This window comes from Vibrio chagasii, assembly GCF_002954585.1.
Taxonomy (GTDB): domain Bacteria; phylum Pseudomonadota; class Gammaproteobacteria; order Enterobacterales; family Vibrionaceae; genus Vibrio; species Vibrio chagasii_A.
Genome location: NZ_MSCI01000010.1, coordinates 1 through 26,126 on the forward strand (window position 1 = coordinate 1; position 26,126 = coordinate 26,126).

Here is a 26,126-nt window from a genome sequence, read left to right on the forward strand (position 1 = left end):
GACGACAAGTAGTCCACTGCGGAGTGGTAGTTCAGTTGGTTAGAATACCGGCCTGTCACGCCGGGGGTCGCGGGTTCGAGTCCCGTCCACTCCGCCACTTATTCGATAACCTCGCCTAGTGCGAGGTTTTTTCGAATCTAAAGTACAACAAGTTTTAGGGGTGTAGCTCCAATTGGCAGAGCAGCGGATTCCAAATCCGCGTGTTGGGAGTTCGAATCTCTCCACCCCTGCCACATTAAAAGGCTCTAGCAGAAATGCTAGAGCCTTTTTACTTTTCACCACTCCAAATTCCAGTCAACTATTCCCTCGTTTCGCTAGTTCTGATGAAATAATGTAAGTGCTTACTTATCTCAGTCTCATTTATTAATAGCCAAACCACAAACTTCATTTCTTTATGAGAATTATTCTCAATATTTTGTTACATTTTGGTCGTTATTACTAAAAGGCTACAAATATGGATATCTCTCGTCGTAAATTTATTCAATCATCTCTTGCTATATCGGCACTCACAGTACTTCCTGCTTGTTCAATGAAGCGATCTGTTGATGAGAAGGGAGGGTATGTTTATGACTTAACTGCTGAGCCTTCGACTGCTGAAATTGTACCTGGGTTTACTACTAACGTTTTGGGGTTCAATGGTCAGATTCCTGCGCCTACAATTCGTTGCCGACAAGGCGAAAAAGTTGCGATCCGTTTCACCAATAAGCTATCAGAACCAACCACAATTCACTGGCATGGTTTAAGAATCCCTATTGAAATGGATGGTGTTCCTTTCTTGAGTCAGCCCCCAATTATGCCCGGTGAAACGTTCGTCTATGAATTTACTCCACCGGATGCTGGCACGTTCTGGTATCACCCACACATGAACAGTGTTAAACAACTTGGTATGGGTTTAGTTGGTCTAATTGTTGTTGAAGAGAGCACACCAGTTCAGTTCGATGAAGAGCATGCTTTGATGCTTAAACACTGGCACCTTGATAAACAAGGTCAGTGGAAGGACTTAATGATCCCACGTCTTAGCGCTCGTATGGGCACTCCTGGGGAGTGGAGCAGTGTTAATGGAGAACATGAGCCTATTTATCAGTTAAAGCAGCATGCAACGACTAGGCTTCGTATAGCCAATGTCGACAATACAATCACTTATCCTATCGCTATTGAAGGTGCAGAGGCATGGGTTATTGCTATAGATGGTAACCCGATAAAGACACCTTATAAGCTGACTCAGCACAAAATTGGTCCAGGTATGCGTGTCGACATCGGACTGATTGCTCCAAAGGCTGGCAAGCGTGTGAATGTGCTGCAAATGAAGGGACGTTTTCCTTTTTCCTTGTGTGAGTTTGAGGTTGTAGATTCCACGCTCATTGAAGGCCGAACACTTCCGCTATTACCTCTTAATCCTGTACCTAAGTTGGACCTCGCTAATGCGGAAGAGATCGATTTTGTGTTTGAGTGGGAAGGGGCGGTGTCTCCTGTTGCTAAAGATGGGAAATCCATGCCTAAGTTTTGGCTGACAAATAAAAGAGCTTGGGAGGGGATGAGTAAAGACAATATCCCAGAACCACTCGCTATATTAGAGCTCGGAAAAACTTATATATTCGATCTTAAGAATGTTACCCAGTACCATCACCCGATCCATATTCATGGTCATACGTTCACGGTACTTGAGTTAGATGGTAAAAAGATTGAAGAACCTTTTCATACAGATACTGTGTTACTTGGAAAGAACGGTCGAGCGAAAGCGGCATTTGTAGCGGACAACCCTGGATGTTGGATGTATCACTGTCATGTGATTGAACATATGAAAACAGGACTGATGGGTTATATCGAAGTTAAGTGACACCTGTAACGTTTAATATTTGCGCGTACATTCTTAGTTTCCATCCTCGCTTTTATCGGCTGTAAAGCTAGAATATAGGGACTGTTATTTGGGAGGATTCATGGGTCAGTTATCTATTTTAGGCTTTATTGCCATTGGTGGTGCATTTGGTGCTTGTTCACGTTATCTGATTTCAGAGCTGTGTGTACTACTGCTAGGGCGTGGTTTTCCTTATGGTACGCTAACTGTTAACGTGGTTGGTTCTTTTATTATGGGTCTACTGATCGCTGCATTTGAAAATGAGATGGTTGCAATTGAACCATGGAGACAGATCATTGGCTTGGGCTTTCTTGGTGCTTTGACTACATTCTCAACTTTTTCGATGGATAACGTTCTTTTAATGCAGCAAGGCGCATTTTTCAAAATGGGACTAAACGTACTACTCAATGTGGTGTTAAGTATCTCTGCAGCATGGATCGGCTTTCAACTTTTGATAAAGTCATAAAATCTTCTTACGATTTGTTAACAACTCGGCTTGGTTTATCCAAGCCGTTTTTATATACTCGATAGTACTTGTCGGAGTGCCATATGGCTGAGACCGTTAACTCGGGATCCGTTGAACCTGATCAGGCTAATACCTGCGAAGGGAACAAGAGTAGATATCTAACTAGAATCCCTCTAGAGATCTATCACCAGATCACAACTGTATTTCTTACCGTGATCCCTCTTGTAGCATCAATCCGTCAAGCATTTTTATCCCAATAAATAATGGCTAAAAGCCAAGGAAAAATGCTATGTCGAGTCGTAAACAAGCAAGACTGGAAGCGAAGAATTTCATCGATTCTTTATCAGTACAACCTTATCCAAATTCAAAGAAAGCTTACATCCAAGGCTCTCGAGAGGACATTCAAGTCCCTGTACGAGAGATATCACTCGCTGATAGCCTTGTTGGTGGTACCAAAAAAGAGCCTGTATTTGAACCGAATGCTCCTATTCACGTCTATGACACCTCCGGTGTTTATACCGACCCAACGCACGAGATAGACCTTTATAACGGCCTTCCAAAGCTAAGAGAGCAGTGGATCGAAGAGCGTGGTGATACTGAACTATTAGACGATGTTAGCTCTGTTTACACCAAAAAGCGTCTAGAGGACGAAACCTTAGACGACCTTCGTTACGGAAACCTACCTAGAATTCGTCGTGCGACTGGCGAGCAATGTGTAACTCAGTTGCACTATGCTCGTAAGGGGATTATTACTCCTGAGATGGAATACATTGCGATTCGCGAGAATATGGGGCGTCAGAAGTTCGCTGATGAGCAACTGAATCACCAACACCCTGGCCATAACTTTGGCGCAAACCTACCGAAAGAAATTACCCCTGAGTTTGTGCGTAAAGAGGTTGCTGAAGGTCGAGCTATTATCCCTTCAAACATTAACCACCCAGAATCAGAGCCGATGATTATTGGCCGTAATTTCCTTGTGAAGGTAAACGCTAATATTGGTAACTCTTCGGTAAGCTCTTCGATTGAAGAGGAGGTTGAGAAGCTGGTTTGGTCAACTCGCTGGGGCGGCGATACGGTAATGGACCTTTCTACTGGTCGAAATATTCACGAAACGCGAGAGTGGATCCTACGTAATAGCCCAGTGCCAATTGGTACTGTTCCTATGTACCAAGCACTTGAGAAAGTGAATGGTGTGGCTGAAGACCTTAATTGGGAAGTGATGCGTGACACCTTAATTGAGCAAGCAGAGCAGGGCGTCGACTACTTTACGATTCATGCTGGCTTGCTTCTTCGCTATGTCCCTATGACGGCTAAGCGTGTTACCGGCATTGTCTCTCGTGGTGGTTCTATCATTGCGAAATGGTGTCTTGCTCATCACCAAGAAAGCTTCTTATACACGCACTTCCGTGAGATTTGTGAGATCTGTGCGAAGTACGATGTAGCTCTTTCATTAGGTGATGGCTTACGTCCTGGTTCTATTGCTGATGCTAATGACGAGGCTCAGTTTGCTGAACTGCGCACCTTAGGTGAACTGACAAAAGTGGCGTGGGAATATGATGTACAGGTGATAATCGAAGGTCCTGGGCATGTTCCAATGCACATGATCAAAGAGAACATGGATGAGCAATTAGAGCATTGTCATGAAGCGCCTTTCTATACATTAGGCCCGCTTACTACAGACATTGCCCCTGGTTATGATCATATTACCTCGGGTATCGGTGCTGCGATGATCGGTTGGTACGGCTGTGCGATGCTTTGTTATGTGACGCCTAAAGAGCATTTAGGTTTGCCAAACAAAGAGGATGTGAAGACTGGCTTGATTACTTACAAGCTGGCGGCGCATGCTGCTGACTTGGCAAAAGGGCATCCAGGCGCACAAATCCGTGATAATGCGCTTTCAAAAGCGCGCTTCGAATTCCGTTGGGAAGACCAATTTAACCTAGCACTAGACCCAGATACAGCCCGTTCTTTCCATGATGAAACCTTGCCACAAGAATCAGGTAAGGTTGCGCATTTCTGTTCTATGTGTGGACCTAAATTCTGTTCGATGAAGATTTCTCAGGAAGTGAGAGAGTACGCGAAAGACACAGAACAAGTAGCAGCGGATCAGGCTATCGAGATTAAGATGCTAGATAATCCGTTGGAAGGGATGCGTCAAAAATCTCAGGAGTTCCGTGATACTGGCTCTGAACTTTACCACCCAGCTGTTGGTGCGAAAGAAGCTCAATTAGAGGAGTAATGACAGTGAAAATTCTGATCCCATCTCAATATATTGAGTTAACGGGAGAGGTTCAACACTGTCTATTGGTTGCTAAGCGACAAGGTTTAGCAACCGTTGCAGTTGAGTTGGGTGTCAGCCCAACTCAATACTTCTCTATCGTTGATTCTCAGCACTCACTTGCTATTGGCTTTGCTTCTGATGTCGTTTCAGTTAAATCGGAGCAGCTAAGCTCGCTTGATCACATCGTAAGCTATGACGAGTCGTTATCGCTGACAGATGTTCGCGATGCTTTAGCGCAATACCCTAATACGATACATGTTGGTGTAGCCGATGAGGCTGCGGTATTAGATATTTGGTCACACTTAAATGCCAATCGAGCTATCAAAAGTATTACCACTGACCATCAAGCAATAGATAGCCGCCATCACTTTGCGTGGTTCCTAACGCTATTAGCTCTAGATTTCCCACTAGAAGATGCACTGGTTCTTGCGCGCGCAGCGTCTAATGTTTCACGTGGAACATGGCCAAGCCATTACCAAGAGTTCCCAATTCCAGTGTTAGAAGACAAGCGTTTAGGTATTAGCGTTGGTTGGACTCATCAAGGAACGTCACTTTCATTCCCTGATTTGACGAAGAAAAGCCTCGGGCTATACCCAGTTGTCGATGATGTTGATTGGATTGAAAGGCTGCTTAAGCTTGGAATCAATACGGTGCAACTGCGAATTAAGAATCCTCAGCAAGCGGATTTGGAACATCAAGTCGCACGTTCTATCGTACTCGGCAGACAATATCAGGCTCAGGTTTTTATCAATGACTATTGGCAACTTGCACTCAAACATGGCGCTTTTGGTGTTCACTTGGGACAAGAAGATATTGAAGAGTCGAACCTTTCACAATTGAGTAAAGCGGGCATCAAGATAGGTCTATCGACACATGGCTACTATGAGTTGTTACGCATCGTGCAAATAAACCCAAGTTACATCGCGTTAGGACATATATTCCCAACCACCACGAAACAGATGCCTTCCAAGCCGCAAGGTCTAGTGCGTTTAGCTCTTTACCAGCAGCTTATCGATACCATTCCATACAGTGAAGAACTTATCGGCTATCCGACCGTGGCTATTGGTGGCATTGACCAATCGACGGCAGAGCAGGTATGGGATTGTGGTGTATCGAGCCTCGCGGTAGTGCGTGCAATTACATTGGCGGAAGATCCAAAAGCGGTTATTGAGTTTTTCGAAGCTCTCATGAATGGCAACTCTTCAACTTTTACTGAAGAGGTTACTCAGGAGTTGAGCTATGCTGAGTGACTTTGAATTTGTACGCTATCAACGCCAAATCGCCTTACCTGAAATAGGTGAACAAGGACAACGAAACCTACTAAACGGTCATGTGTTAGTGATTGGTTGTGGTGGTTTGGGGAATGCTGCGGCTCTTTATCTAGCGGCGTCTGGCATCGGCAAAATCGTACTGGTTGATGATGATTGTGTCGACTCGTCTAATCTACAACGACAGGTTGCGTTCAAAGAAAGCGATCTTGGTACAGCTAAAGTCGATGCACTGAAACTACAGCTAAGTGAGCTAAATGGTAGAAGCCAAGTGAGGACTATCAACAAGCGAATGGCAGAAAGCCAGTTAAAGCTTGAAGTGATGCTAGCTGACGTTGTGTTGGACTGTACCGACAACTTCACGACACGCCAACAGGTTAACCAAGCATGTTTCGAGGCTAACACACCATTGATATCGGGCTCCGCAATTGGTTGGAAAGGTCAGTTTGTTGTCTTTGATTACCAAAACAAGCAGGGGTGCTACCACTGCCTTTTCCCGTTTGACCACCATCCACAAACAACGCGTTGTAGTGACAGTGGCATCATTGGGCCTGTGGTCGGGACTATTGGAAACCTCCAAGCTCTTGCTGCTATTCAGCGCGTTAGCAGTGGCGAGTTTCAAGTGGCGACACAGCAGCTCAAGCTGTTCGACGGTAAGAGCATGAACTGGCAGAACCTAATGGTCACGCAAGATATCGAATGTCCGGTGTGCAATTCGTCAGTGACCAATAATTTAGAAGAAGAAGCACTATGAGCAATATAACTATTTCAATAAACGAGCAACCAGAGCAGGTCGCGCAATCATCTTCTCTTGCAGATATCATTCATTCGCTTTCGCTACCTGATTTAGGGTGTGTATTCGCTATCAATAACGCGGTTGTCCCACGCAGCCAGTGGCAACAAACCATCGTCAATGAAGGCGATTCTATCTCTCTTTTTCAAGCTATTGCAGGGGGCTAAGCATGTTAACCATCGCAGATAAAACATTCCAATCAAGACTGTTCACTGGCACAGGCAAGTTCGCCAACAAGCATTTGATGGCGAGTGCTATCGAAGCTTCAGGTTCTCAACTGGCTACCATGGCACTGAAGAGAGTCGATATTCGTTCTGAACAAGACGATATCTTACAGCCCATTATTGATGCAGGCGTAAATCTACTTCCGAATACCTCTGGCGCGAAGAGCGCGAAGGATGCGGTTTTTGCCGCACATTTAGCTCGTGAAGCGCTTGGCACTAACTGGCTTAAACTTGAGATTCACCCAGATCCAAAATACTTGATGCCAGACCCAATCGAGACACTTAACGCGGCTGAGCAACTGGTAAAAGATGGCTTTGTTGTTTTGCCTTATTGCCATGCTGACCCTGTATTGTGTAAGCGCCTAGAAGAGGTTGGTTGTGCAGCTGTAATGCCGCTTGGTGCACCGATTGGTTCTAATAAGGGAATCGCTTCAGCCGACTTCTTAGAGATAATTATCGACCAAGCGAGTGTCCCTGTGGTTGTTGATGCTGGTATTGGTGCTCCGTCACATGCGGCTCGTGCAATGGAAATGGGTGCTGATGCTGTGTTAGTGAATACCGCGATTGCTGCTTCTCAACAACCGGTTGAAATGGCGATTGCTTTTAAGTTGGCCGTTGAAGCGGGGCGTATGGCTTATCTTGCTGGTCTCGCAGGGCAAGTGTCTCATGCGGTTGCTTCCAGCCCGTTAACTTTATTCCTAGACGAGTAGTATTACTATGACGTTTGTTGATCGATTTAAACAGCTCAACTGGGATGACATTGGTATGTCGATCTTCAGTAAAACGGCAGCGGATGTTGAACGTGCTCTGAGTAAACCCAAGCGAGACTTAGAAGATTTTAAGGCTTTGATCTCTCCAGCGGCAGAACCTTACTTAGAGCAGATGGCACATCAATCGTTGGCGCTAACACGTAAGCGATTTGGCAACACGATGTCGCTGTATATTCCTTTGTATCTATCTAACTTGTGCGCTAATGCGTGTACGTATTGTGGCTTCTCGATGGAGAATCGTATCAAGCGTCGCACATTAACTTTAGATGAAATCGATGCTGAGAGCGCAGCCATCAAAAAAATGAAATTCGATAGTGTATTGTTGGTGACCGGCGAGCACGAAACGAAAGTTGGAATGAAATACTTCCGTGAGGTGCTGCCGAATATTAAAGCGCAATTTAACTATCTTGCGATGGAAGTGCAGCCGCTTGATCAAGACGATTACGCCGAGCTCAAAACGCTTGGCTTAGATGCTGTGATGGTTTACCAAGAAACATATAGTCCAAGTACCTACGCTGAGCACCACTTGCGAGGTAACAAAATGGATTTTGAATACCGGCTCGAAACGCCAGATCGTCTGGCAAAAGCGGGTATTGATAAGATAGGAATTGGTGCTTTGATTGGTTTGGAAGATTGGCGAACGGACTGCTTCTTCGTGGCCGCCCATTTAGACTATCTTGAACGTACGTACTGGCAAACGCGTTACTCGATTTCTTTCCCACGTCTTCGTCCTTGTGAGGGTGGTTTGCAACCTAAGTCGATCATGAGCGACAAACACCTAGTTCAACTTATCTGTGCTTATCGACTATTAAACCCTGAGGTTGAGCTGTCTCTTTCGACTCGTGAATCTGCAACGTTCCGCGATAACGTGCTGCCGTTAGGCATCACTAGTATGTCTGCCGCGTCAAAAACTCAACCGGGCGGTTATGCTTCGGGTGAGGAAGAGCTTGAGCAGTTTGAGATAAGTGATGAGAGAAGTGCAGCTGATGTTGAAACCATGATTCGTCAACGTGGCTTCGACCCGGTGTGGCGAGATTGGCACAGTGCTTACTCAGGCTAACTAGCATCTTGGTTGATGTTCCACGTGAAACATCAGTGATGTGATATCGACATATAAAAACGGCTACCTGAAGGTAGCCGTTTCCGTATCTAACTTAGCTAAAATGGTTTGGCTAAGTTATCTATCCAGTTAGGCACTAAGCGTGAGCTAGTGGCGTTGTTGCTTGGCGTAGCCACTCTAACGTATCACCTTCAACTAGTGGGCTAACATCGTCCCACACTTTTTGGTGGTAATCGTTTAGCCATGCAAGTTCCGGACGTGTCAGTAGATCGACGTTGATGTTGCGCTTATCGATAGGGCAACGTGTTAGCGATTCAAACGTTAGCACTGGGAAGTCACCTTGAGTTGGAAGCTCAACAACCAGCTCTAAGTTTTCGATGCGGATACCAAACTCATCGGCACGGTAGTAACCCGGCTCATTTGATAACACCATGCCTTCAACAAGAGGAACGTCGATCAGCTTTTTAGAGATGCTTTGCGGACCTTCATGAACACTCAGGAAGTGGCCAACACCGTGACCAGTACCGTGATCATAGTCGAAGCCTTCTGCCCATAAGTGCTGACGCGCTAGGATATCCAGTTGGAAACCACGAGTACCTTGTGGGAAGCGTGCGCGTGCAATTCCGATGTGGCCCTTAAGTGCAAGAGTGAACTGTTGAATCATTTCTTTGCTTGGCTGGCCAATGGCGATAGTACGTGTGATGTCTGTTGTGCCATCTAGGTACTGACCGCCTGAATCGACTAGGTACAGAGTATTCATTTCTAGCTGACCCGGCTCAGGCTGGTTCTCATGGTTGTAGTGACACATGGCTGCGTTTCCGCCTGCCGCTGAAATTGTGTCAAAACTGAGGTCCATCAGGGTTGGATCTTGCTCACGGAATGACTGTACTTTGTCAGCTAATACCGCTTCGTTATGCAGGTTACCTTGCGCGACTTCTGCATCAATCCAAGATAGGAATTTTGCCATCGCCACGCCATCACGGATGTGACACGCTTTCATGCCTGCAATTTCAGTATCGTTCTTCGCGGCTTTTGGCATTAGGCATGGGTCAGCGGCTTCAATGATATGAGCACCAGCGTTTTGTAGAACAAGCGTGTACCAAGCATTGCTTGTGCCTGAATCAACTGACACATTCTTGCCCTCTAAAGATTGAAGGCGAGATTCAAGTTCTGATGGGTGAGAAACACGAATACCATTACCAACGTGCGCTTCAAAACCTGCAGGGATACGAGCTGGGTCTAAGAAGAAATCGACACTTTCATCGGCGTGAATGATGGCGTTAGATAACACGACTGGTAGACGAGATACGTCTAAACCACGAATGTTGAGTAGCCAGCAGATTGAATCCAATTCAGTCAGGATAGCGGCATCAGCACCTTTAGATTTTAGTAGACCTGCAATTTCAGCGCGTTTGCTTTCACTTGATTGGCCAACGGCGTCAGTTGCCATGAGGCGAACGTCAGATACAACAGGCTCTGGGCGATCAGACCAAAGCTCATCAATAGGATTTGTCGCTAACGTTGTAAGCTCTACTTTATCAGCCAGTTTAGTTTGTGCGCCTTTCAACCAAGCGGCTGTGTGCATGCGTGGGTCAAACGCAACTTTACTGCCTTGCGCTAGTGAATTGATGATCCAATCTAGAGCTGGTTCTTCAATAAGGTGGCGATACTCAAATAGCTCACCAGATACTTGTTTGCGAACCTGAACGGTATAGCGACCATCAACAAAAATCGCCGCGTTTTCACGTGTGATAACAGCCGCACCTGCAGAACCAGTGAAACCGGTTAGCCAGTGAAGTCGCTCGTTATGAGCTGGAACGTATTCACCTAGGTATTCATCTTCGTGTGGAATGATAACAGCATCTAGGTGGTTTGCTTCAAGCCAAGCTCGAACCGCAGTAACGCGTTCCGCAGTGATATTGTGCATCTGTGTTTATCCTTATTGTTAGGGTCCTTGTTAACACTCACAGCCGATATACCTGTGAGGGGACTTATTAGGTCAATAAGCTAGCGCTTTTGTTCGTTTGCTGCAAACGCTGTACGCCATTTTTATCTAAGGTGTAGAGTTTTTTCTTTGATGATATCTCGCAGCCAAGTTAAGGCTGGGTCGTTTTCTCTATCACGGTGCCAAAACAGAGTGTATGCCATTGGTGGAAATTCCATTGGCAGAGGCACAACCACTAAGTCGAGCTGCTTCGCAACAAGATGGGTGAAGTGGCTTGGTGCTGTAAATACAAAATCGGTGTAGGTACATAGGCTCGCCGCGCTGTTGAAGTCGGGTACTGAGATAGCGATGTCGCGTTGATGACCGAGGTCTGCCAACTTGTAGTCGAGTAGCCAGCGATCGTTACCATCACACCTTACTTGAACATGTCGCTGTGCCAGATAGGTTTCTAAGTCCCATTGACCATTTAAAGCGGGGTGGTTGCGTCTCAACACACACATCTGCGCGTCACGGTAGATCTCTTGTTCGCAGATATCATCTGGTGGCAGCATGGTCAGACGCGCATCGTTGATATCGATGTCTTTGCCTGTGAGGCCGATATCTAACTCACCAAGTTGTAACTTTTTAAAGGTTTGTTCTGTCCAAGCGTGGGTGTTGATATTTACCTTTGGTGCTTGGCGAAAGATCGCTGGTAAGAAGTGAGGAAGAATCAACGGGTAGACACTTTCAACTGCTGCAATGTGAAAACTGTGGTCACTGTTGTTGGGAATGAATGTCTCCGGTTGGGTGAGCACATCAAGTTGATTGATTAGTGTTTCCAACCGTGGCTTAAGGAAAACCGCTTTTGGTGTCGGGCGCAGGCCGTGTGCACTTCGCGTAAAAAGAGGATCATTAAATTGTTCGCGAAGTTTGGCCAATGACTTACTCACGGCTGACTGGCTTAGGCACAATCGATGCGCAGTGCGCGTAACACTCAACTCTTCCATTAGCACCTGCAAGCAAACGAGCAGATTGAGGTCGAGGCGCGATAGTTTTTCGATATTCATATGAGTTTCCTTATTGGAATAATGCTAATGATTATATGCCATTTTTGTTCATATCTTTAGTTGGTTATTATGCACCTAAACTAACTCATCCGGAGAATCTTGTGCCTTCTAACGCGCTTCCAACCCCTAGTAAACTGCAGGTTGCTTTATTGGCAATGCTGGTTCTTTTTAGCCCTTTGGCTATTGATATCTACCTTCCAGCTCTGCCACAGATTTCGACAGCGTTTCACGTGGAACATGCACTAGCACAAGATACGATTACTTGGTTTTTGTTTGCTATGGGTGTCGGCCAACTATTTGCTGGCCCTTTGGCGGATAAGCTAGGACGTCGAACCGTTGCACTGGGAGGTATTAGTATCTATGCATTGAGTGCTTGCTTGGCGTGGGCAGCTCAATCTATTGATATGATGCTAATAGCTCGGCTGCTACAAGGCTTAGGAGCTTGTGCGACTTCTGTGGCAGCCTTTGCAACGGTTCGCGATCTATTTGGTCCAGAGAAGAGCGGTCGAATGATCAGCTACCTGAATGGCGCTATTTGTTTTATTCCTGCCTTGGCTCCGATTCTTGGTGCTTGGCTCACTCATCAATTTGGTTGGCGTGCGAACTTCAGTTTTATGGCGGGTTTCTCGGTAGTCGTTGGCAGCATCTTATTCTTCCAAATGAAAGAGTCGAACCCGGCGACGGAAAAGGTAGCGGTGTTCAAACTAGAGCGCTACTGGTCTATATTGAAAACACCTTCATTCCTTTTTCACGCCACTTTGTGTTTGATGGCGATGGCTGTGATCCTTGCTTATGTAACCTCAGCACCGGTTGTATTGATGGAAAATCTCGGTTTGACTATGAAGGAATTTACTTTTTGGTTCAGTTTTAACGCGGTATTCAATATTGCCGCTGCGTTTACCGCACCAAAATTTATGGACCGTTTTGGGACTTATAAAACTCTTGTTATCGGTATTTTAATACTCGGTCTAGCGGGTGTGATAATGTTGCTACTTGCTCGACAAAATAGCCCGATTGCTTTCATGTTCCCTATCTTCCTGTCATCTGTTGGCTTCGCTTGGGTTCTAGGTACATCTGCGGGAAAAGCATTGGAGCCATTCGGTGATCGCGCAGGCACTGCATCAGCTTTGATTGGTTTGTTTCAAATGAGTGGTTCTGGACTGCTTGTTGGTACAGTGCAGCGCCTTGATTTAAATTCCCAAGAGATATTTGCATTGCAAACATTCTTCTTTGCTCCAGCGTTGTTAATCTTATTTAGTAAGGCAGGCAAGTCGTGGCATGCAACATTTGCAAAAGCATAAGCAATAAGGGTAGCAAAATATACAAATGGCGGTTTGCGAAACGTTAAAACATGGTATATTGGTTATATATTGAAACGTAAGTCCCTAACGGAAAAATACTGTAATGTCATTAACAACCTATGAAATGGCGCGCGTCTTAGAACAAATGGAAGATGCACCTGAAAAGGTTATGTTTGGTAAATTGCTTAAAGAGCTAGGCAACCAAAGTGAAGAGCGTATTCGCAGTGCGGCAAAACAAGTTCCAATTGATACTTTGCGAGATATCATCTACCAATTTCAGCGTGTGGTAGAGTCTCGTAAAGGTGAACAAGTTCAGCTATTAGCAAAAGAGCTAGCAGAGCAAGGCATCTCGGCTGAAGAGCTTCAGGCTTTTCTAGAAAAGTAAGCTTAACCCAGTTAAAAAAGAAACCACTCAATTGAGTGGTTTTTTGCGTTTGGGTTATCGATGTTTTAGTTAGCCTCTAAATTGTGCCTTCAAAACTCTATCTAATGAAAACGGTCCAGCACCCCATACGATGACTATAAGAATCATCAATCCCCAAAGTTGGTGGTCGTAGAAGCCTTGATCCCATAATACTGGGTAAGAAACGACGGCAATAATGTTGAAAACAAAAAGCGCGGCGGCCATTGGGCGTGTTAGCAAACCAAGCGCTAAGAATACTGGTAGGATTAATTCAGCAGCTGTTCCCATATAGGCTGCTAATTCCCACGGCAGTAGCGGCACCTGATATTCCAATTCGAACAAGTAGAGGGTGCTATCCCAGGTGGCTATCTTGGTCAACCCAGAGTTGAAGAATACCCACGCCACCCAAAGGCGACAGAAAAGAAGCAGCACTGGGACGAAAAGTGCCTGATATTTCTCAATCAAATTGTCGTATTGAGCCATCATGTTTGTGACTGTGTTGTTATCCATATTATGTCTCCAATTCATCATTGATTGAAAAACCTGAGATGACGTTGAGCGCCATGACAGCATTCATATGTTGCAGTAGCGAAGGCGTTACTTCTCTGAGCGCTTTACCAGATTGAAGCTCAATGAGCAGTTGGTGGCACTCCTTGGTTAGGCTTTGGCTTTCGAGCTGTGAATTCTCGGCTCGGATTATTATTCCAAGCTCTGCGCGATTGATGTCTAACCCTTCCAGTTGCTGTTGGTCGATAGCGTGTTCAAGCGCTATTACGGCATAGTAACAATCGAATAGCGTTATCGAACCCTTGATGTGGAAAACCAAGGCGCCTTGCCGCTCTTGTGGCACGGAAGCTAAACAGGAGAGTGGCTGTTGATGCGGGGGAGTTGCACATGCGAGTCTCGCTAAACTGTCCTTTTGCCATTCATAGCGTGCCACTTCACTAAGGTAAGGTGCAGCCTCTACAACCGAAGGAAAGGCTTGTATGGTTTGTTCGAAGTGCTCGCCATAACCACTGACATCTCCAGAGGTCGATGGATAACTAAGAACATGTTGACGCGCCATTTGTTGGAAGCACTCTTCACCAACTAACACCTCAGTCAGTGGGTAAGTCGCAGCGAGAACTTCGCTTAAGCTAATAACAAAGTTATTGCGGTAAATTTGAATGCGTTGCTGATCGCTAAAATGATCGCTCACGATGTCGCAGTGCTCACCGTCATTTTGATAGCGCAGGGCATTCGCAAACTCGGATTGAACATCCGCTAGGGAGTAGCTCATGAGGCGCGACTCCTTTGATTGTCATGTTGATACAGCTTTTCACTGGCTTTGGCAGCCTCTGCCAATAGAATTTGTGGCTCTGGAATATCTAAATCCCACTCAATCAAGGTATAGCGAGAGCCATGTTGCTCTATCCACTGAGTGTAAAGTTGCCACACTTCATCACAGACCGGTTTGCTGTGCGTGTCTATCCAAATCTCACCTTGCTCGAGCTTCTTTTTGGTAAAACCTGCCAAGTGAATCTCTTCCACTTGGTTGGCTGGTATGCCATTGAGATACTCTTCACAGCTAAAGCCATGATTAAACGATGAGACGAAAATATTATTGAAATCGAGCAGTAGGCGACACTCGGTACGCTTTTGTACCTCAGCCAAAAACTCCCATTCTGGAATCGTTGAGTGCTTGAAGGCAAGGTAGCTTGATGGATTCTCAATTAACATAGGACGTTGCAAACTGTCTTGAACCTCGATGACGTTACGGCAGAAGACGTCCAACGCTTCTTCGGTATAAGGTAGTGGTAGCAGGTCATTGAAGTAGTGACCGCCAGTTTGGCTCCAACTCAAATGATCAGAAACCAAGAAAGGTTCGATATCATCAATAAGTGTTTTGAGTTGCAGTAAGTGCTGTTGGTTGATTCGTTCAACAGAACCAAGGGACAACCCTACACCATGACAGCTTATGTGGTGATGATTACGAATCTCTCGGAGTTGTTGGCGCTGTGAAGAATGGGGTAAGAAGTAGTTTTCGCTGTGAACCTCTAACCAACTTACCAAATCAGAATTCTGGCTGAAGAAATCTAAGTGCGGTGTTCTAAGGCCAACCCCTGCATTGGGGTGAAGAGTTTGAGTCACAACGATTCTCCTAATGGGTAGTGGAGGTGAGCTGGTATTCAGCTCACCATACTGAGTGGTTCAGTTATGCCCTCAGGCACTATGATGATTGAGTGCTACCACCAGTTAACTTGCCACATAGCCCTTTAGGAACGACCACGAATGCATCGGATTGGTTGTCTTCTTTTGCTGTACCAGCACATGAACTTGTTTTAGTTGCACAGTCATTTTGGCCAGCTTTTGATACGCCATAGCATTTTTCTTTCGCTGCTGCTTCCGCAGGTGCTGATGTAAGAACGGCACCGCCAAACGCTAGTACACTTGTGATTGCAGCTGTAACAGCAAGATTAGAATTTTTCATAGTCACTCCCTCTAGACTTAATAGTATTTACACATCGCAGGTTAATGAGTTGTTAACTTGCTTACTAAAAGGGATAGGAACAACCCGAAAATAATTTCACAGTATTATAATAATTATCAAAATAAGTGATAATTTAGCTATTAAGTGTTTGATTAGGTGATGTTATTTTTGATGGTTTTTTCTTCTTAATATTCTAAACGCAGCCTAGTGTTTAGGTTATAATCAACTTTTATGTATAAATACCCAGTAGTGAGCATATCCAATGATAGATCCTTCGCTTTTACTCGATGGCCTAAACGACAAACAACGTGAGGCGGTCGCAGCACCTTTAGAAAACCTACTTATTCTGGCTGGTGCTGGTAGTGGTAAAACGCGAGTTTTGGTGCATCGTATCGCTTGGCTGCAGAGTGTCGAGCAAGCATCGCCGTTCTCTATCATGTCAGTAACCTTCACCAATAAAGCGGCGGCAGAGATGCGTGGTCGTATTGAAGAGTTGATGATGGGCAGCTCGTCAGGCATGTGGAACGGTACCTTCCATGGTATTTGTCACCGTATTCTGCGTGCTCACTACCTAGATGCAAAATTGCCAGAAGATTTCCAGATCATCGATTCCGATGATCAGATTCGTCTATTACGCCGCTTAATCAAAGCACAAAACCTCGATGAAAAGCAGTGGCCTGCTAAGCAAGCTTCGTGGTGGATTAACGGCAAAAAAGATGAAGGCCTGCGCCCGAGCCACATTGATGCCTACCATGATCCAGTAACTCAAACATGGTTAAAGATTTATTCGGCTTATCAAGAGGCGTGTGACCGTGCTGGATTGGTGGATTTTGCTGAGATTTTGCTGAGATCACACGAGCTACTGCGCGACAAGAAACACATTCGTGAGCACTACCAAGCTCGCTTTAAGCATATTTTGGTCGACGAATTCCAAGATACCAACAACATCCAATATGCTTGGCTGCGTATGATGGCGGGCCCTGATTGTCGAGTGATGATCGTGGGTGATGATGACCAATCTATCTATGGCTGGCGTGGTGCAAAAATCGAGAATATTCAGAAGTTCTTGGATGAATTCCCGGGCGCTTCAACCATTCGATTAGAGCAAAACTATCGTTCAACCAAAACCATCTTGCAAGCATCGAACGAGCTTATCTCAAACAACACTGAGCGAATGGGTAAAGAGTTGTGGACCGATGGTAACGATGGTGAGCCAATCTCCGTCTACTCAGCTTACAACGAGCTTGATGAAGCTCGCTTCACGGTAAGTAAGATTAAAGAGTGGCAAGAGAAAGGTGGTGCACTCGAAGATACGGCGATGCTTTATCGTAATAACGCCCAGTCTCGTGTTCTGGAAGAAGCGTTGATTCAAGCGGGCTTACCATACCGAATCTACGGTGGTATGCGATTCTTCGAACGTCAGGAGATCAAAGATGCATTGAGCTACCTGCGTTTAATGGGTAACCGTAACGATGATGCCGCTTTTGAACGTGTGGTTAATACGCCAACACGTGGCTTGGGTGACAAGACTCTAGAGACGATTCGATTTGCAGCGCGTGACCGTGGTGCGACGATGTGGCAAGCGAGTATCGCTTTGTTGGAAGAACAAGTACTGCCAGGTCGTGCAGCGGGTGCCTTAAGCCGCTTTATCGAGTTAATTAATGCGCTTGAAGACGACACGTTAGAGCTGAACTTGCATGAGCAAACTGACCATGTGATTAAATCTTCAGGTCTATTTGCGATGTACGAGCAAGAGAAAGGCGAGAAATCGAAAGCGCGTATTGAGAACTTGGAAGAATTGGTAACGGCAACTCGTCAGTTCGAGAAGCCAGAAGAAGCCGATGAGATGAGCATGCTAACAGCATTCTTAACGCACGCGGCTTTGGAAGCGGGTGAAGGTCAGGCTGATGAGTTTGATGATGCGGTTCAGCTTATGACTCTACACAGTGCTAAAGGTCTAGAGTTCCCAATGGTATTCATGGTGGGTGTCGAAGAAGGTATGTTCCCAAGCCAGATGTCTGCTGAAGAAGCGGGGCGCTTGGAAGAAGAGCGTCGCCTATGTTACGTAGGCATGACTCGTGCGATGGAGAAGCTGTACATCACTTACGCTGAGATGCGTCGCTTGTACGGACAAGACAAATACCACAAACCATCACGCTTTATTCGTGAGTTGCCAGAAACCTGTCTGGATGAAGTGCGTATGAAAGCACAGGTGAGTCGCCCTGCGAGCAGTGGTCGCTTTAGCCAAACTGCAGTCAAAGAGAACTTTAATGAAACAGGTTTTAGCTTAGGCTCTCGCGTGAAACATCCTAAGTTTGGTGAAGGCACGATCATCAACTTTGAAGGAAGTGGTCCACAGAGCCGAGTGCAAGTGGCGTTTAATGGGGAAGGCATTAAGTGGTTAGTAACGGCTTATGCTCGCTTAGAGCAACTCTAATCTGTTATTCCCGGACCTAACAACCATTCAAGGTTAAAAACACAAAGAGCAGCCAATGGCTGCTCTTTTTTATTGCGTATCGCCTCGGTGGTCGCAATAGATTATTGGCTGGAAGGGAGCTTACAGCGCAGTCAGTGCCGCTTCGTAGTTTGGCTCTTCAGTGATCTCTGCAACCAACTCGCTGTGTGTTACCACACCTTTTTCATCAACAACAACAACCGCACGTGTAGTCAGGCCTGCTAGTGGGCCTTCAGCAATTGCTACGCCGTAGTCTGAAGCGAACTCAGGTGAACGGAAAGTTGAAGCGTGTTGAACGCCTTCAATGCCTTCAAGCTCGCAGAAGCGACCTGCAGCAAATGGGAGGTCAGCAGAAATACAAACAACAACTGTGTTCTCAAGTTCAGCCGCTTTTGCGTTGAACGTACGTACGCTCGTTGCACAAGTTGCTGTGTCGATGCTTGGGAAGATGTTTAGAACCACTTTCTTGCCTGCAAGAGAAGTAAGAGTCAGTTCAGAAAGATCGCCTGCAGTTAGTGCAAAGCTTGGTGCCTGCTCGCCAGTTTGTGGGAATGTGCCAGATAGCGGTACAGCTGCGCCTTTGAAGGTAACGTGCGACATGAATTTGTCCTTAATTTAATTATGGTTATGAAACTAGTTGAGCCTAGTAAGGCTTACGTTACTCGGAAGCGGTTAAGAAGTGAATGATTTAAATGTCAGAATTGTAAGTATCTCTTAGGTTCGAGGAGGGGTGAAAGCATCAATCGATAAGAGGCAGATAAAGAAAAACCCCGAGAGCTTGCGCTCATCGGGGTCTATAGTCTTACTCGCAGCAATCCGGCTACTAAGTGTGCTCCATGCATCAAATCCATGATAGTGTGCTGTTATCCTTCAGCGTATTCCTTTCGTCGCCTTCCTAGCGGTGTCCTTGATCCTATCCTGATCTGCCAACAATCCTCGTTAGCACGCGTCACTTGTTCCTTGAGCGGTGTCCTTTACATCATCCTGATGTTCAGTCCTTTCCTCATCCAGAGGTGTCCATTGTCTTTCCTTAGTAGCAACCATCCTAGTTACTATTGCGTCCATTCAATGTCCATTTCGCTATCCATGCCGATTATTCATCCTGAGTAATCGAATCTTCATCCTGAAGATAACCAAGTCCTTGGCGTTTCCTGTTCCGTGTCAGCATCCTTCCGACACCATCCATACTACCGATTCCTTATTTATCAGCAATGGTGCATAAGCGAATTTCTATATAATTATTTGAACGATAAACGTACGTTTTGTTTTATTTCAAGTGGTTATGATATCTTCGTGCTTAAATTCGCAGTTAAATATCGATATTTACTCACTGCCTTGTGAGAGATCTCGCACAAGACAGGGAGTAAAAAGGGAGTATTTTCCCTTATTGGCCGATGGCAGCGCCTTCACGACGAGGGTCTGCTGCACCTTCTAGACCATCTTTTGTGATGCGAATGGCGTGTAAACCGGAGTTAAGATCGCGAATGTTAACTTCAAATCCCATCTTTTCGAGCTCAGGTTTAAAGTTTTCCGCCGATGTTCCTTTTTCCAGATCTAGCGTGCCGAAGCGGTTTAGGAAGTGCGGTTGGTTGATCGCTTGCTGGATATCCATGTCCCATTGGGTATGAGCAATGATCGCTTGTGCTACATAACCTATGATGCGGCTACCACCCGGAGAACCAATCGCCATGTAAGGCTTATCGTCTTGCATGATGATCGTCGGTGCCATTGAAGAGCGTGGACGCTTACCTGGCTCAAGTCGGTTTGCGATAGGTTTGCCATCGTTGTGGGTCTTGAACGAGAAGTCGGTCAGTTCGTTGTTCAGTAGGAAGCCTCTTACCATCAAGCGTGAGCCAAATGCATTCTCTATGGTGGTGGTCATCGATACGACATTGCCTTCACTATCGACAATATTGAAGTGGCTGGTGGACGGCAGTTCAATAGATACATCTTGGCTGCGCAGCATGGCGTGATCCCACGGCGGGGTGCCTGGTGGCGCACTCTCTAGTGCCTTACCTGCGGTAATTAACTGGGCACGTTCCTGCAAATAGTCAGTATTCACTAACCCTTGAGTTGGCATTGGTACGTAATCTTGGTCTGCCATGTACATCCCACGGTCTGCAAAGGCTAGGCGAGAAGCGTCCGCTAACACTTGCCAAGATCTCGCATCGTTTGGTCCCCAGGATTCAAGGTCAAACTGCTCGGTCATCGCTAAGATTTGTCCAACCGTTAATGCGCCGGAACTTGGTGGTCCCATGCCACAGATATCGTAGCTTTCATAAGCTGAACAAACCGGTTCACGTTGTTTGATTGAGTAGGTGTCGAAGTCTTTTTGTGCCAATACACCCGGATTGCCTTTGGCTGTTTGTACTGTGTTGATGATGTCGGCAGAAATCTCACCTTGGTAAAATGCCTTAGCACCATCCTTTGAAATTGCATTCAATGTTGCAGCGTATTCTGGGTTCTTAAGTAGTGTGCCTGCGGCTTTTGGGCTACCATCGGCATTAAAGAAGTAAGCTTTGGTTGTCGCAAAACGGCTCAGTCGTTCTTGGTCGTTTTCAATCAAGGTAGCCAAACGTGGGCTGATGGTAAAACCTTTCTCAGCCAGTTGGGCAATAGGTTTGATCAGCGATGCCCATTCTAACTCGCCGTATTTCTGGTGAGTGTCCCACAACAATTGCACTGTGCCCGGTGTAGCAACAGAGCGACCACCAACTACGGCATCATAAAATTTAAGCGGTTGACCGTTTTCGTCTTGGAATAGACGTGGTGTTGCATCAAGTGGTGCGGTTTCACGGCCGTCGTAGGTTTTAAGCTGTTTGTCCTTTCCATCAAAATAAACAAGGAAGGCGCCACCACCAATACCGGATGACTGTGGCTCAACTAAGCCAAGCATCAGCTGCACTGCAACCATCGCATCAATCGCGTTACCACCACGAGCAAGTACATCGGCACCAGCTTGGGTTGCTAGAGGGTTGGCTGCGGTAACCATCCAATCGTTAGCTTTTACGAGCTGTTTGGTTTCTAAACCACTACTTTGTTCGGGAGCGACGGAATCGGCAGCTTGATTTGCCCAACTGACGTGAGAGGCAAAAAGTAGGGTAGAAGTGGCGAGGGTTGTTAGTTTTGTTTTCCACTGCATGATCTTCTCCTTTTCATATGCAGAGCTAGATTGGCAGTGGAAAGATAAGATAGCCAGTGCGTTGTTAACGAATTGTAATCTTGATTCGAATTTAAGCGATTAAACCAGACAGCGATTGCCAAAGAATACTGACGCCAATAAGGCTGAACACAACACCACATAAGCCATCAATGTAGACTGTCGCTTCACTTAGTTTCTTTTGCAGTGCCTTCGTAGAAAGCATCCACGCTAATAGAGAGAACCAGAATAGTGATAGGCCGAATAGGATCAGCAGTGCAAACCCTTTCCCTGAAAGCGACATGTCAGCCGGTACCAAGCTCGACATCAAACTGATGAAGAACACTAACGCCTTGGGATTAAGAATATTGGTCGCAAAGCCTTTAGAAAATGCCTGACGTTTATTGGTCAGAATCAGATCTTTCGAATTGACCGTGTCTGTCTCTTCTTCGTGGTGGCTAATGAGTTGCCATGTTGCTTTTAACGCACCAAAGCCGAGATACAGTAAGTAGCTGCCGCCAGCCAATTGCATGAGCGCAAAAAGAGTTGGGTGCTGGTGGACTAGGTAACTGATGCCCGTCAGGCTCAGCAATGAATGCAGTAAGATCCCGCAAGACAGTCCGAGAGCAATGTATAAGCCAGTTTGTCGCCCGTGGCGTGTTGCGTTTTGTACCACAAGTGCAAAATCAGGACCTGGGCTCATCAAAGCGATAAAGTGGATAGAGGCGAGGGTGACTAATATGGTGACTTCATTCATATCTGTTCCAATAACTGGGTTGTTCTGTTGAGCGCAGCTTACCGTGATTTCGATTCTCTCAATTGTAAATTATCAACACTTAGTTAATTTTCGATGGAGAAACACCAAATGCAGTCTTAAATGCCTTTGAGAAATGGGCTTGATCGTAGAAACCCACTTGATGAGCGACCTCGGTACCGCCGATACCTGATTTAATTAATCGCATGCCTTGCTCCATGCGTAAGCGGCTTAACCATGCATAAGGGGTGATGCCCATTTTGTTCTTAAAATGACGCTGAAATTGAGTTGTTGTCAGGTCACACAGCTCAGAAAGTTGCTCCAAGCGCACCGGTTGGTCGAGGTTTGCCATTAAATAGTCTTTGAGTGTATTCACCGATTGAGTGCCAAGCTTCACCTGAGTTTTCGATCCAAACTGCGCGTAACGATCAACAATCGTCGAAAAACCTTCGAATGGCAGGCAATCTTGGGCGAGTTGGCTGATGTTTGGATTGATAAGCAGCCCATGAAGGTTACGCAATTGTAAAAAAGTAGCTTGATCGGAGAGGATCAACTCAGAAAAGCTCAAAACGTGACCATTTTCGCTGTGATCGGCAAGATCGCCAAACCATTGAGGTGAGACAGAAAATACACTTGCTTGGTAACCCGATTCGAGCTTTGAATGACCATCATGCAGCTCATCGGGTGGCATCATCACCACTTGCCCGGCGCCTGCGTGGTAACTCGTCCCTTTATAGACAAACTTTTGCTGCCCTTGGGTGATTAGGCCGATGTGAAAGTCCAAATGATAGTGGCGCTGAAAGGCAAACTCTTGGTATTGAGCTTGGATCAGGCTGATATCTTGGCTAGATGTCGAGTAGTAGTGGACTTTATCCATGGCATAAAAAAGCTTGGTCAAATTATCATCAATTCAACCAAGCTTATCTCTGTATCTTTAGATTGTCTTGTAAAAAACGATCAGTGTTAGCTTTTCGCTTGCTTACTCTTCTTGTTATTACACAAGCCGTCGAAGCTGAAGATCACCAGTGCGCCCCAAATGAAAGCAAAGGTAATCGCCTTATCCATGGTAAAGGCTTCACCGTAGATCAACACGGCAAGCAAGAACATCAAGCTAGGGCCAATGTACTGGAAGAAGCCAAGTGTCGAAAGCTTGAGTCTGGTTGCTGCACCCGTGAAGCAAAGCAATGGCAGAGTGGTAATTACCCCAGCAGCGACCAGCAGTAAATTTAGCTGCATTGGATTCGCTAAGAAATCAGAAGTTGCTGTGTCTGCAATGAATAACAAGTAGATCGCCGCCGCTGGCAGCATCACTAAGGTCTCAATAAACAAGCCAGTCTGCGCTTCTAGGTTCACTTTCTTACGGAGCAAGCCATAGAAACCAAAAGAAAAGGCCAGTGCAATAGCTACAACTGGAATCGAACCAAAGGCGATTAGCTGGATAAGCACACCGATAGCCGCAAGCGCCACCGCACACCATTGAAGCTTTCTCAGACGCTCACCAAGGAAGAACATCCCAAGCAATACGTTAATCAAAGGGTTGATGTAGTAGCCGAGGCTGGCATCCAGCATATGATTGGCATTGACCGCCCAGATGAAGATCAGCCAGTTTGCACCCACCAACAGAGAGGTTGCCACCAAAAACATCATTTTCGGTTTTGAAGTCAGAGTATCGCGCACTTTGCGCCAACCACGACCAACGTGTAGCAGTAAAGCGAGTAGGAAAAAGGACCATACTACACGGTGGCTCAGGATCTCGAGAGGGGATACTTCACTGAGAGATTTGAAGTATATGGGAGCAATTCCCCACATGGTGTACGCGCCAATCGCAAGCAGTATTCCTTGGCGTGTACGCTGTTGTTCGTCTTGTGTCATGTTACTTTCTCTGGCACGAAGTGCTTATTAATAGGATTTATATTGAGAGTTGGTCAGTATAGGAGCGTTAACCCTTTTCACCTAACAATTTGCGGTTTAATTCGCCAGCATTCCACTCTACAATGTGCGACTTGCTTGCCGATGCTGCATGCTGACTTTATACCTCGATTAGGAACCACAATGACCGCCACTCTGATTGTTGAGCAAACACCAACTCCCGCGAATGATGCGCAAAACATCCTCGAAGATGTATTTGGCTATCAAAGCTTTCGCGATGGTCAGCAAGAGGTCATTGATTTGGCTGTTCAAGGCCGAGATAGCTTGGTGATAATGCCGACGGGTGGTGGTAAATCTTTGTGTTACCAGATCCCTGCTTTAGTTCGTGAAGGGCTGACTTTGGTTATCTCACCGCTTATCTCGTTGATGAAAGACCAAGTCGATCAGTTGAAAGCCAATGGTGTAGCAGCGGAGTGCATTAACTCTTCCATGCCACGTGACCAACTACTGAGTGTGTTTAATCGAATGAACTCAGGTCAGCTCAAGATGGTCTATGTGTCACCAGAGCGTGTGTTGATGCGTGATTTCATTGAACGCCTACAAGGTTTACCGCTTTCGATGATTGCGGTCGATGAGGCGCACTGTATCTCTCAATGGGGACACGACTTCCGCCCGGAATATGCATCATTAGGTCAGCTGAAACAGTATTTCCCGCACGTGCCTTATATGGCGCTGACGGCAACCGCTGACGATGCAACTCGCAAAGATATTGTCTCGCGTCTACAGCTGGTGGATCCGCATACCTATTTGGGCAGCTTTGACCGTCCTAATATTCGCTATAACCTTGTCGAGAAACACAAGCCAGTGTCTCAGGTGGTTCGCTACCTAGAAACTCAGAAGGGCAATTGCGGCATCATCTACTGTGGTAGCCGTAAAAAAGTTGAGATGGTCACCGAGAAGCTGTGCAACAACGGTATTCGTGCCGCGGGTTATCACGCGGGTATGGACACTGACGAGCGTGCTTACGTTCAAGAAGCCTTCCAACGCGATGATATTCAGATCGTAGTCGCGACGGTGGCGTTTGGTATGGGTATCAATAAGCCTAACGTACGCTTTGTGGTGCACTTTGATATTCCACGCAACATCGAGTCTTACTATCAAGAGACTGGCCGTGCAGGCCGTGATGGTTTGCCTGCTGAAGCTATGATGCTGTTTGATCCTGCTGATATGGGGTGGCTGCGTCGTATGCTGGATGAAAAAGAAGAAGGCCCGCAAAAACAGGTTGAGATGCACAAGCTAAACGCGATGAGCGCCTTTGCCGAAGCGCAAACCTGTCGTCGTCAGGTTCTGCTCAACTACTTTGGTGAATATCGTGAGAAGCAATGTGGCAACTGCGATATCTGTTTAGACCCGCCAAAACACTTTGATGCGACCCAAGAGGCGCAGAAGGCGTTGTCTTGTGTGTACCGTGTGAATCAGTCGTTTGGTATGGGCTATGTGGTTGAAGTGATGCGTGGTATGCAGAACATCCGTGTCCGCGATAATGGTCACGACAAACTTTCTACTTACGGTATTGGCCGCGACCACAGCCACGACTACTGGATCAGTATCTTCCGTCAGTTAATTCATAAAGGTTTGTTGTTCCAGAACATCACACGTAACTCGACCTTGCAGTTAACTGAAGAGGCACGCCCATTGCTGCGTGGTGAGATGTCGCTAGAGTTAGCGGTACCTCGTTTAGATACAGCGGTGCGTAACGCTAAGTCAGACAAGTTAAGCAGCAAGAACTACGATAAAAAGCTATTTGCCAAACTGCGTAAGCTGCGTAAGTCGATTGCCGACGAAGATGGCTTACCACCATACGTGGTATTCAGTGACGCAACATTGATTGATATGGCAGAAGTTCTGCCGACGTCTTACGGTGAAATGCTTGCGGTAAATGGTGTTGGCCAGCGTAAGCTCGACAAATATGCCGACCCATTCCTAGATTTGATTCAAGAACACATCACAACACACGGCTAATAACA

Annotated in this window: 23 protein-coding genes, 2 tRNA genes and 1 riboswitch; of the genes, 14 read left to right on the forward strand and 11 right to left on the reverse strand. The window is 46.1% G+C overall.

The window, feature by feature from the left end; genetic code table 11:
• Positions 1-20: 20 nt before the first annotated feature.
• From BTO10_RS23100 to thiH, 10 genes are all read left to right on the forward strand, one after another.
• Positions 21-97 (forward strand) — tRNA-Asp (locus BTO10_RS23100).
• 59 nt (positions 98-156) lie between these two features.
• Positions 157-233, forward strand: a tRNA-Trp gene (locus tag BTO10_RS23105).
• 221 nt (positions 234-454) lie between these two features.
• Positions 455-1,837 carry a multicopper oxidase family protein gene (locus BTO10_RS23110; protein ID WP_105025921.1) on the forward strand — a complete coding sequence of 461 codons (1,383 nt, stop codon included), beginning with the start codon at positions 455-457 and terminating at the stop codon, positions 1,835-1,837.
• A gap of 100 nt (positions 1,838-1,937) precedes the next feature.
• Positions 1,938-2,321: a fluoride efflux transporter CrcB gene (gene crcB / locus BTO10_RS23115; RefSeq protein ID WP_105025922.1), complete on the forward strand. Its 384-nt coding sequence runs from the start codon at positions 1,938-1,940 to the stop codon at positions 2,319-2,321.
• Between the two features lie 62 nt (positions 2,322-2,383).
• Positions 2,384-2,482, forward strand: a riboswitch (TPP riboswitch).
• A 128-nt stretch (positions 2,483-2,610) separates the two neighbouring features.
• Positions 2,611-4,560, forward strand: coding sequence for a phosphomethylpyrimidine synthase ThiC (gene thiC / locus BTO10_RS23120; protein ID WP_105025923.1), 1,950 nt, complete (start codon positions 2,611-2,613; stop codon positions 4,558-4,560).
• A complete protein-coding gene (locus BTO10_RS23125; RefSeq protein ID WP_004741221.1) occupies positions 4,560-5,852 on the forward strand; it encodes a thiamine phosphate synthase in 1,293 nt (430 codons plus the stop codon). The genes thiC and BTO10_RS23125 overlap by 1 nt, the downstream gene beginning before the upstream one ends.
• Complete coding sequence (locus tag BTO10_RS23130) at positions 5,842-6,624, forward strand: HesA/MoeB/ThiF family protein (RefSeq protein ID WP_105025924.1); 783 nt, start codon at positions 5,842-5,844, stop codon at positions 6,622-6,624. The genes BTO10_RS23125 and BTO10_RS23130 overlap by 11 nt, the downstream gene beginning before the upstream one ends.
• Positions 6,621-6,830 carry a sulfur carrier protein ThiS gene (gene thiS / locus BTO10_RS23135; RefSeq protein ID WP_008221537.1) on the forward strand — a complete coding sequence of 70 codons (210 nt, stop codon included), beginning with the start codon at positions 6,621-6,623 and terminating at the stop codon, positions 6,828-6,830. Before BTO10_RS23130 ends, thiS begins: the two co-directional genes overlap by 4 nt.
• A gap of 2 nt (positions 6,831-6,832) precedes the next feature.
• Positions 6,833-7,597 (forward strand): thiazole synthase, encoded by a 765-nt coding sequence (locus tag BTO10_RS23140; protein WP_105025925.1) that lies wholly within the window; start codon positions 6,833-6,835, stop codon positions 7,595-7,597.
• A 7-nt stretch (positions 7,598-7,604) separates the two neighbouring features.
• Complete coding sequence (gene thiH, locus BTO10_RS23145; RefSeq protein ID WP_105025926.1) at positions 7,605-8,717, forward strand: 2-iminoacetate synthase ThiH; 1,113 nt, start codon at positions 7,605-7,607, stop codon at positions 8,715-8,717.
• A gap of 136 nt (positions 8,718-8,853) precedes the next feature.
• Here thiH and BTO10_RS23150 read toward each other — a convergent pair whose 3' ends face one another.
• Together BTO10_RS23150 and BTO10_RS23155 are read right to left on the reverse strand one after the other, a co-directional pair.
• Positions 8,854-10,644, reverse strand: coding sequence for an aminopeptidase P family protein (locus BTO10_RS23150; protein WP_105025927.1), 1,791 nt, complete (start codon positions 10,642-10,644; stop codon positions 8,854-8,856).
• Between the two features lie 122 nt (positions 10,645-10,766).
• Positions 10,767-11,708, reverse strand: a complete 942-nt coding sequence (locus BTO10_RS23155) for a LysR substrate-binding domain-containing protein (RefSeq protein ID WP_004741213.1) — start codon at positions 11,706-11,708, stop codon at positions 10,767-10,769.
• A 101-nt stretch (positions 11,709-11,809) separates the two neighbouring features.
• Between BTO10_RS23155 and BTO10_RS23160 the strand changes: the two genes are divergently transcribed.
• Together BTO10_RS23160 and tsrA are read left to right on the forward strand one after the other, a co-directional pair.
• The gene (locus BTO10_RS23160; RefSeq protein WP_219846862.1) at positions 11,810-13,009 is read left to right on the forward strand and encodes a multidrug effflux MFS transporter; all 1,200 of its coding nucleotides are present in this window, start codon (positions 11,810-11,812) and stop codon (positions 13,007-13,009) included.
• 103 nt (positions 13,010-13,112) lie between these two features.
• Positions 13,113-13,394: an H-NS-like global regulator TsrA gene (gene tsrA, locus BTO10_RS23165; protein WP_004741210.1), complete on the forward strand. Its 282-nt coding sequence runs from the start codon at positions 13,113-13,115 to the stop codon at positions 13,392-13,394.
• Positions 13,395-13,463: 69 nt separating this feature from the next.
• Here tsrA and BTO10_RS23170 read toward each other — a convergent pair whose 3' ends face one another.
• From BTO10_RS23170 to BTO10_RS23185, 4 genes are all read right to left on the reverse strand, one after another.
• Positions 13,464-13,922, reverse strand: a complete 459-nt coding sequence (locus BTO10_RS23170; protein WP_105025929.1) for a DoxX family protein — start codon at positions 13,920-13,922, stop codon at positions 13,464-13,466.
• A 1-nt stretch (position 13,923) separates the two neighbouring features.
• Positions 13,924-14,691 carry an HvfC/BufC N-terminal domain-containing protein gene (locus tag BTO10_RS23175; protein ID WP_105025930.1) on the reverse strand — a complete coding sequence of 256 codons (768 nt, stop codon included), beginning with the start codon at positions 14,689-14,691 and terminating at the stop codon, positions 13,924-13,926.
• Positions 14,688-15,542, reverse strand: a complete 855-nt coding sequence (gene bufB / locus BTO10_RS23180; protein ID WP_105025931.1) for an MNIO family bufferin maturase — start codon at positions 15,540-15,542, stop codon at positions 14,688-14,690. Before bufB ends, BTO10_RS23175 begins: the two co-directional genes overlap by 4 nt.
• Positions 15,543-15,621: 79 nt before the next feature.
• Positions 15,622-15,882 (reverse strand): BufA1 family periplasmic bufferin-type metallophore, encoded by a 261-nt coding sequence (locus BTO10_RS23185; RefSeq protein WP_004741206.1) that lies wholly within the window; start codon positions 15,880-15,882, stop codon positions 15,622-15,624.
• 262 nt (positions 15,883-16,144) lie between these two features.
• Between BTO10_RS23185 and uvrD the strand changes: the two genes are divergently transcribed.
• Positions 16,145-18,319: a DNA helicase II gene (uvrD, locus tag BTO10_RS23190; protein ID WP_008221520.1), complete on the forward strand. Its 2,175-nt coding sequence runs from the start codon at positions 16,145-16,147 to the stop codon at positions 18,317-18,319.
• 120 nt (positions 18,320-18,439) lie between these two features.
• On the opposite strand, the gene tpx is transcribed toward uvrD, so the two are convergent.
• The 5 genes from tpx to rarD form a co-directional block, all read right to left on the reverse strand.
• Positions 18,440-18,937 (reverse strand): thiol peroxidase, encoded by a 498-nt coding sequence (gene tpx, locus BTO10_RS23195; protein ID WP_105025932.1) that lies wholly within the window; start codon positions 18,935-18,937, stop codon positions 18,440-18,442.
• A gap of 784 nt (positions 18,938-19,721) precedes the next feature.
• Positions 19,722-21,479, reverse strand: a complete 1,758-nt coding sequence (ggt, locus tag BTO10_RS23205; protein ID WP_105025933.1) for a gamma-glutamyltransferase — start codon at positions 21,477-21,479, stop codon at positions 19,722-19,724.
• A 91-nt stretch (positions 21,480-21,570) separates the two neighbouring features.
• Entirely contained in the window at positions 21,571-22,233 is a 663-nt protein-coding gene (locus tag BTO10_RS23210) for a LysE family translocator (RefSeq protein ID WP_004741201.1), read from the reverse strand.
• A gap of 79 nt (positions 22,234-22,312) precedes the next feature.
• Positions 22,313-23,107, reverse strand: coding sequence for a helix-turn-helix domain-containing protein (locus BTO10_RS23215; RefSeq protein ID WP_105025934.1), 795 nt, complete (start codon positions 23,105-23,107; stop codon positions 22,313-22,315).
• Positions 23,108-23,193: 86 nt separating this feature from the next.
• Complete coding sequence (gene rarD / locus BTO10_RS23220) at positions 23,194-24,102, reverse strand: EamA family transporter RarD (protein WP_105025935.1); 909 nt, start codon at positions 24,100-24,102, stop codon at positions 23,194-23,196.
• A gap of 180 nt (positions 24,103-24,282) precedes the next feature.
• Between rarD and recQ the strand changes: the two genes are divergently transcribed.
• Positions 24,283-26,121, forward strand: coding sequence for an ATP-dependent DNA helicase RecQ (gene recQ / locus BTO10_RS23225; protein WP_004741198.1), 1,839 nt, complete (start codon positions 24,283-24,285; stop codon positions 26,119-26,121).
• Positions 26,122-26,126 lie beyond the last annotated feature (5 nt).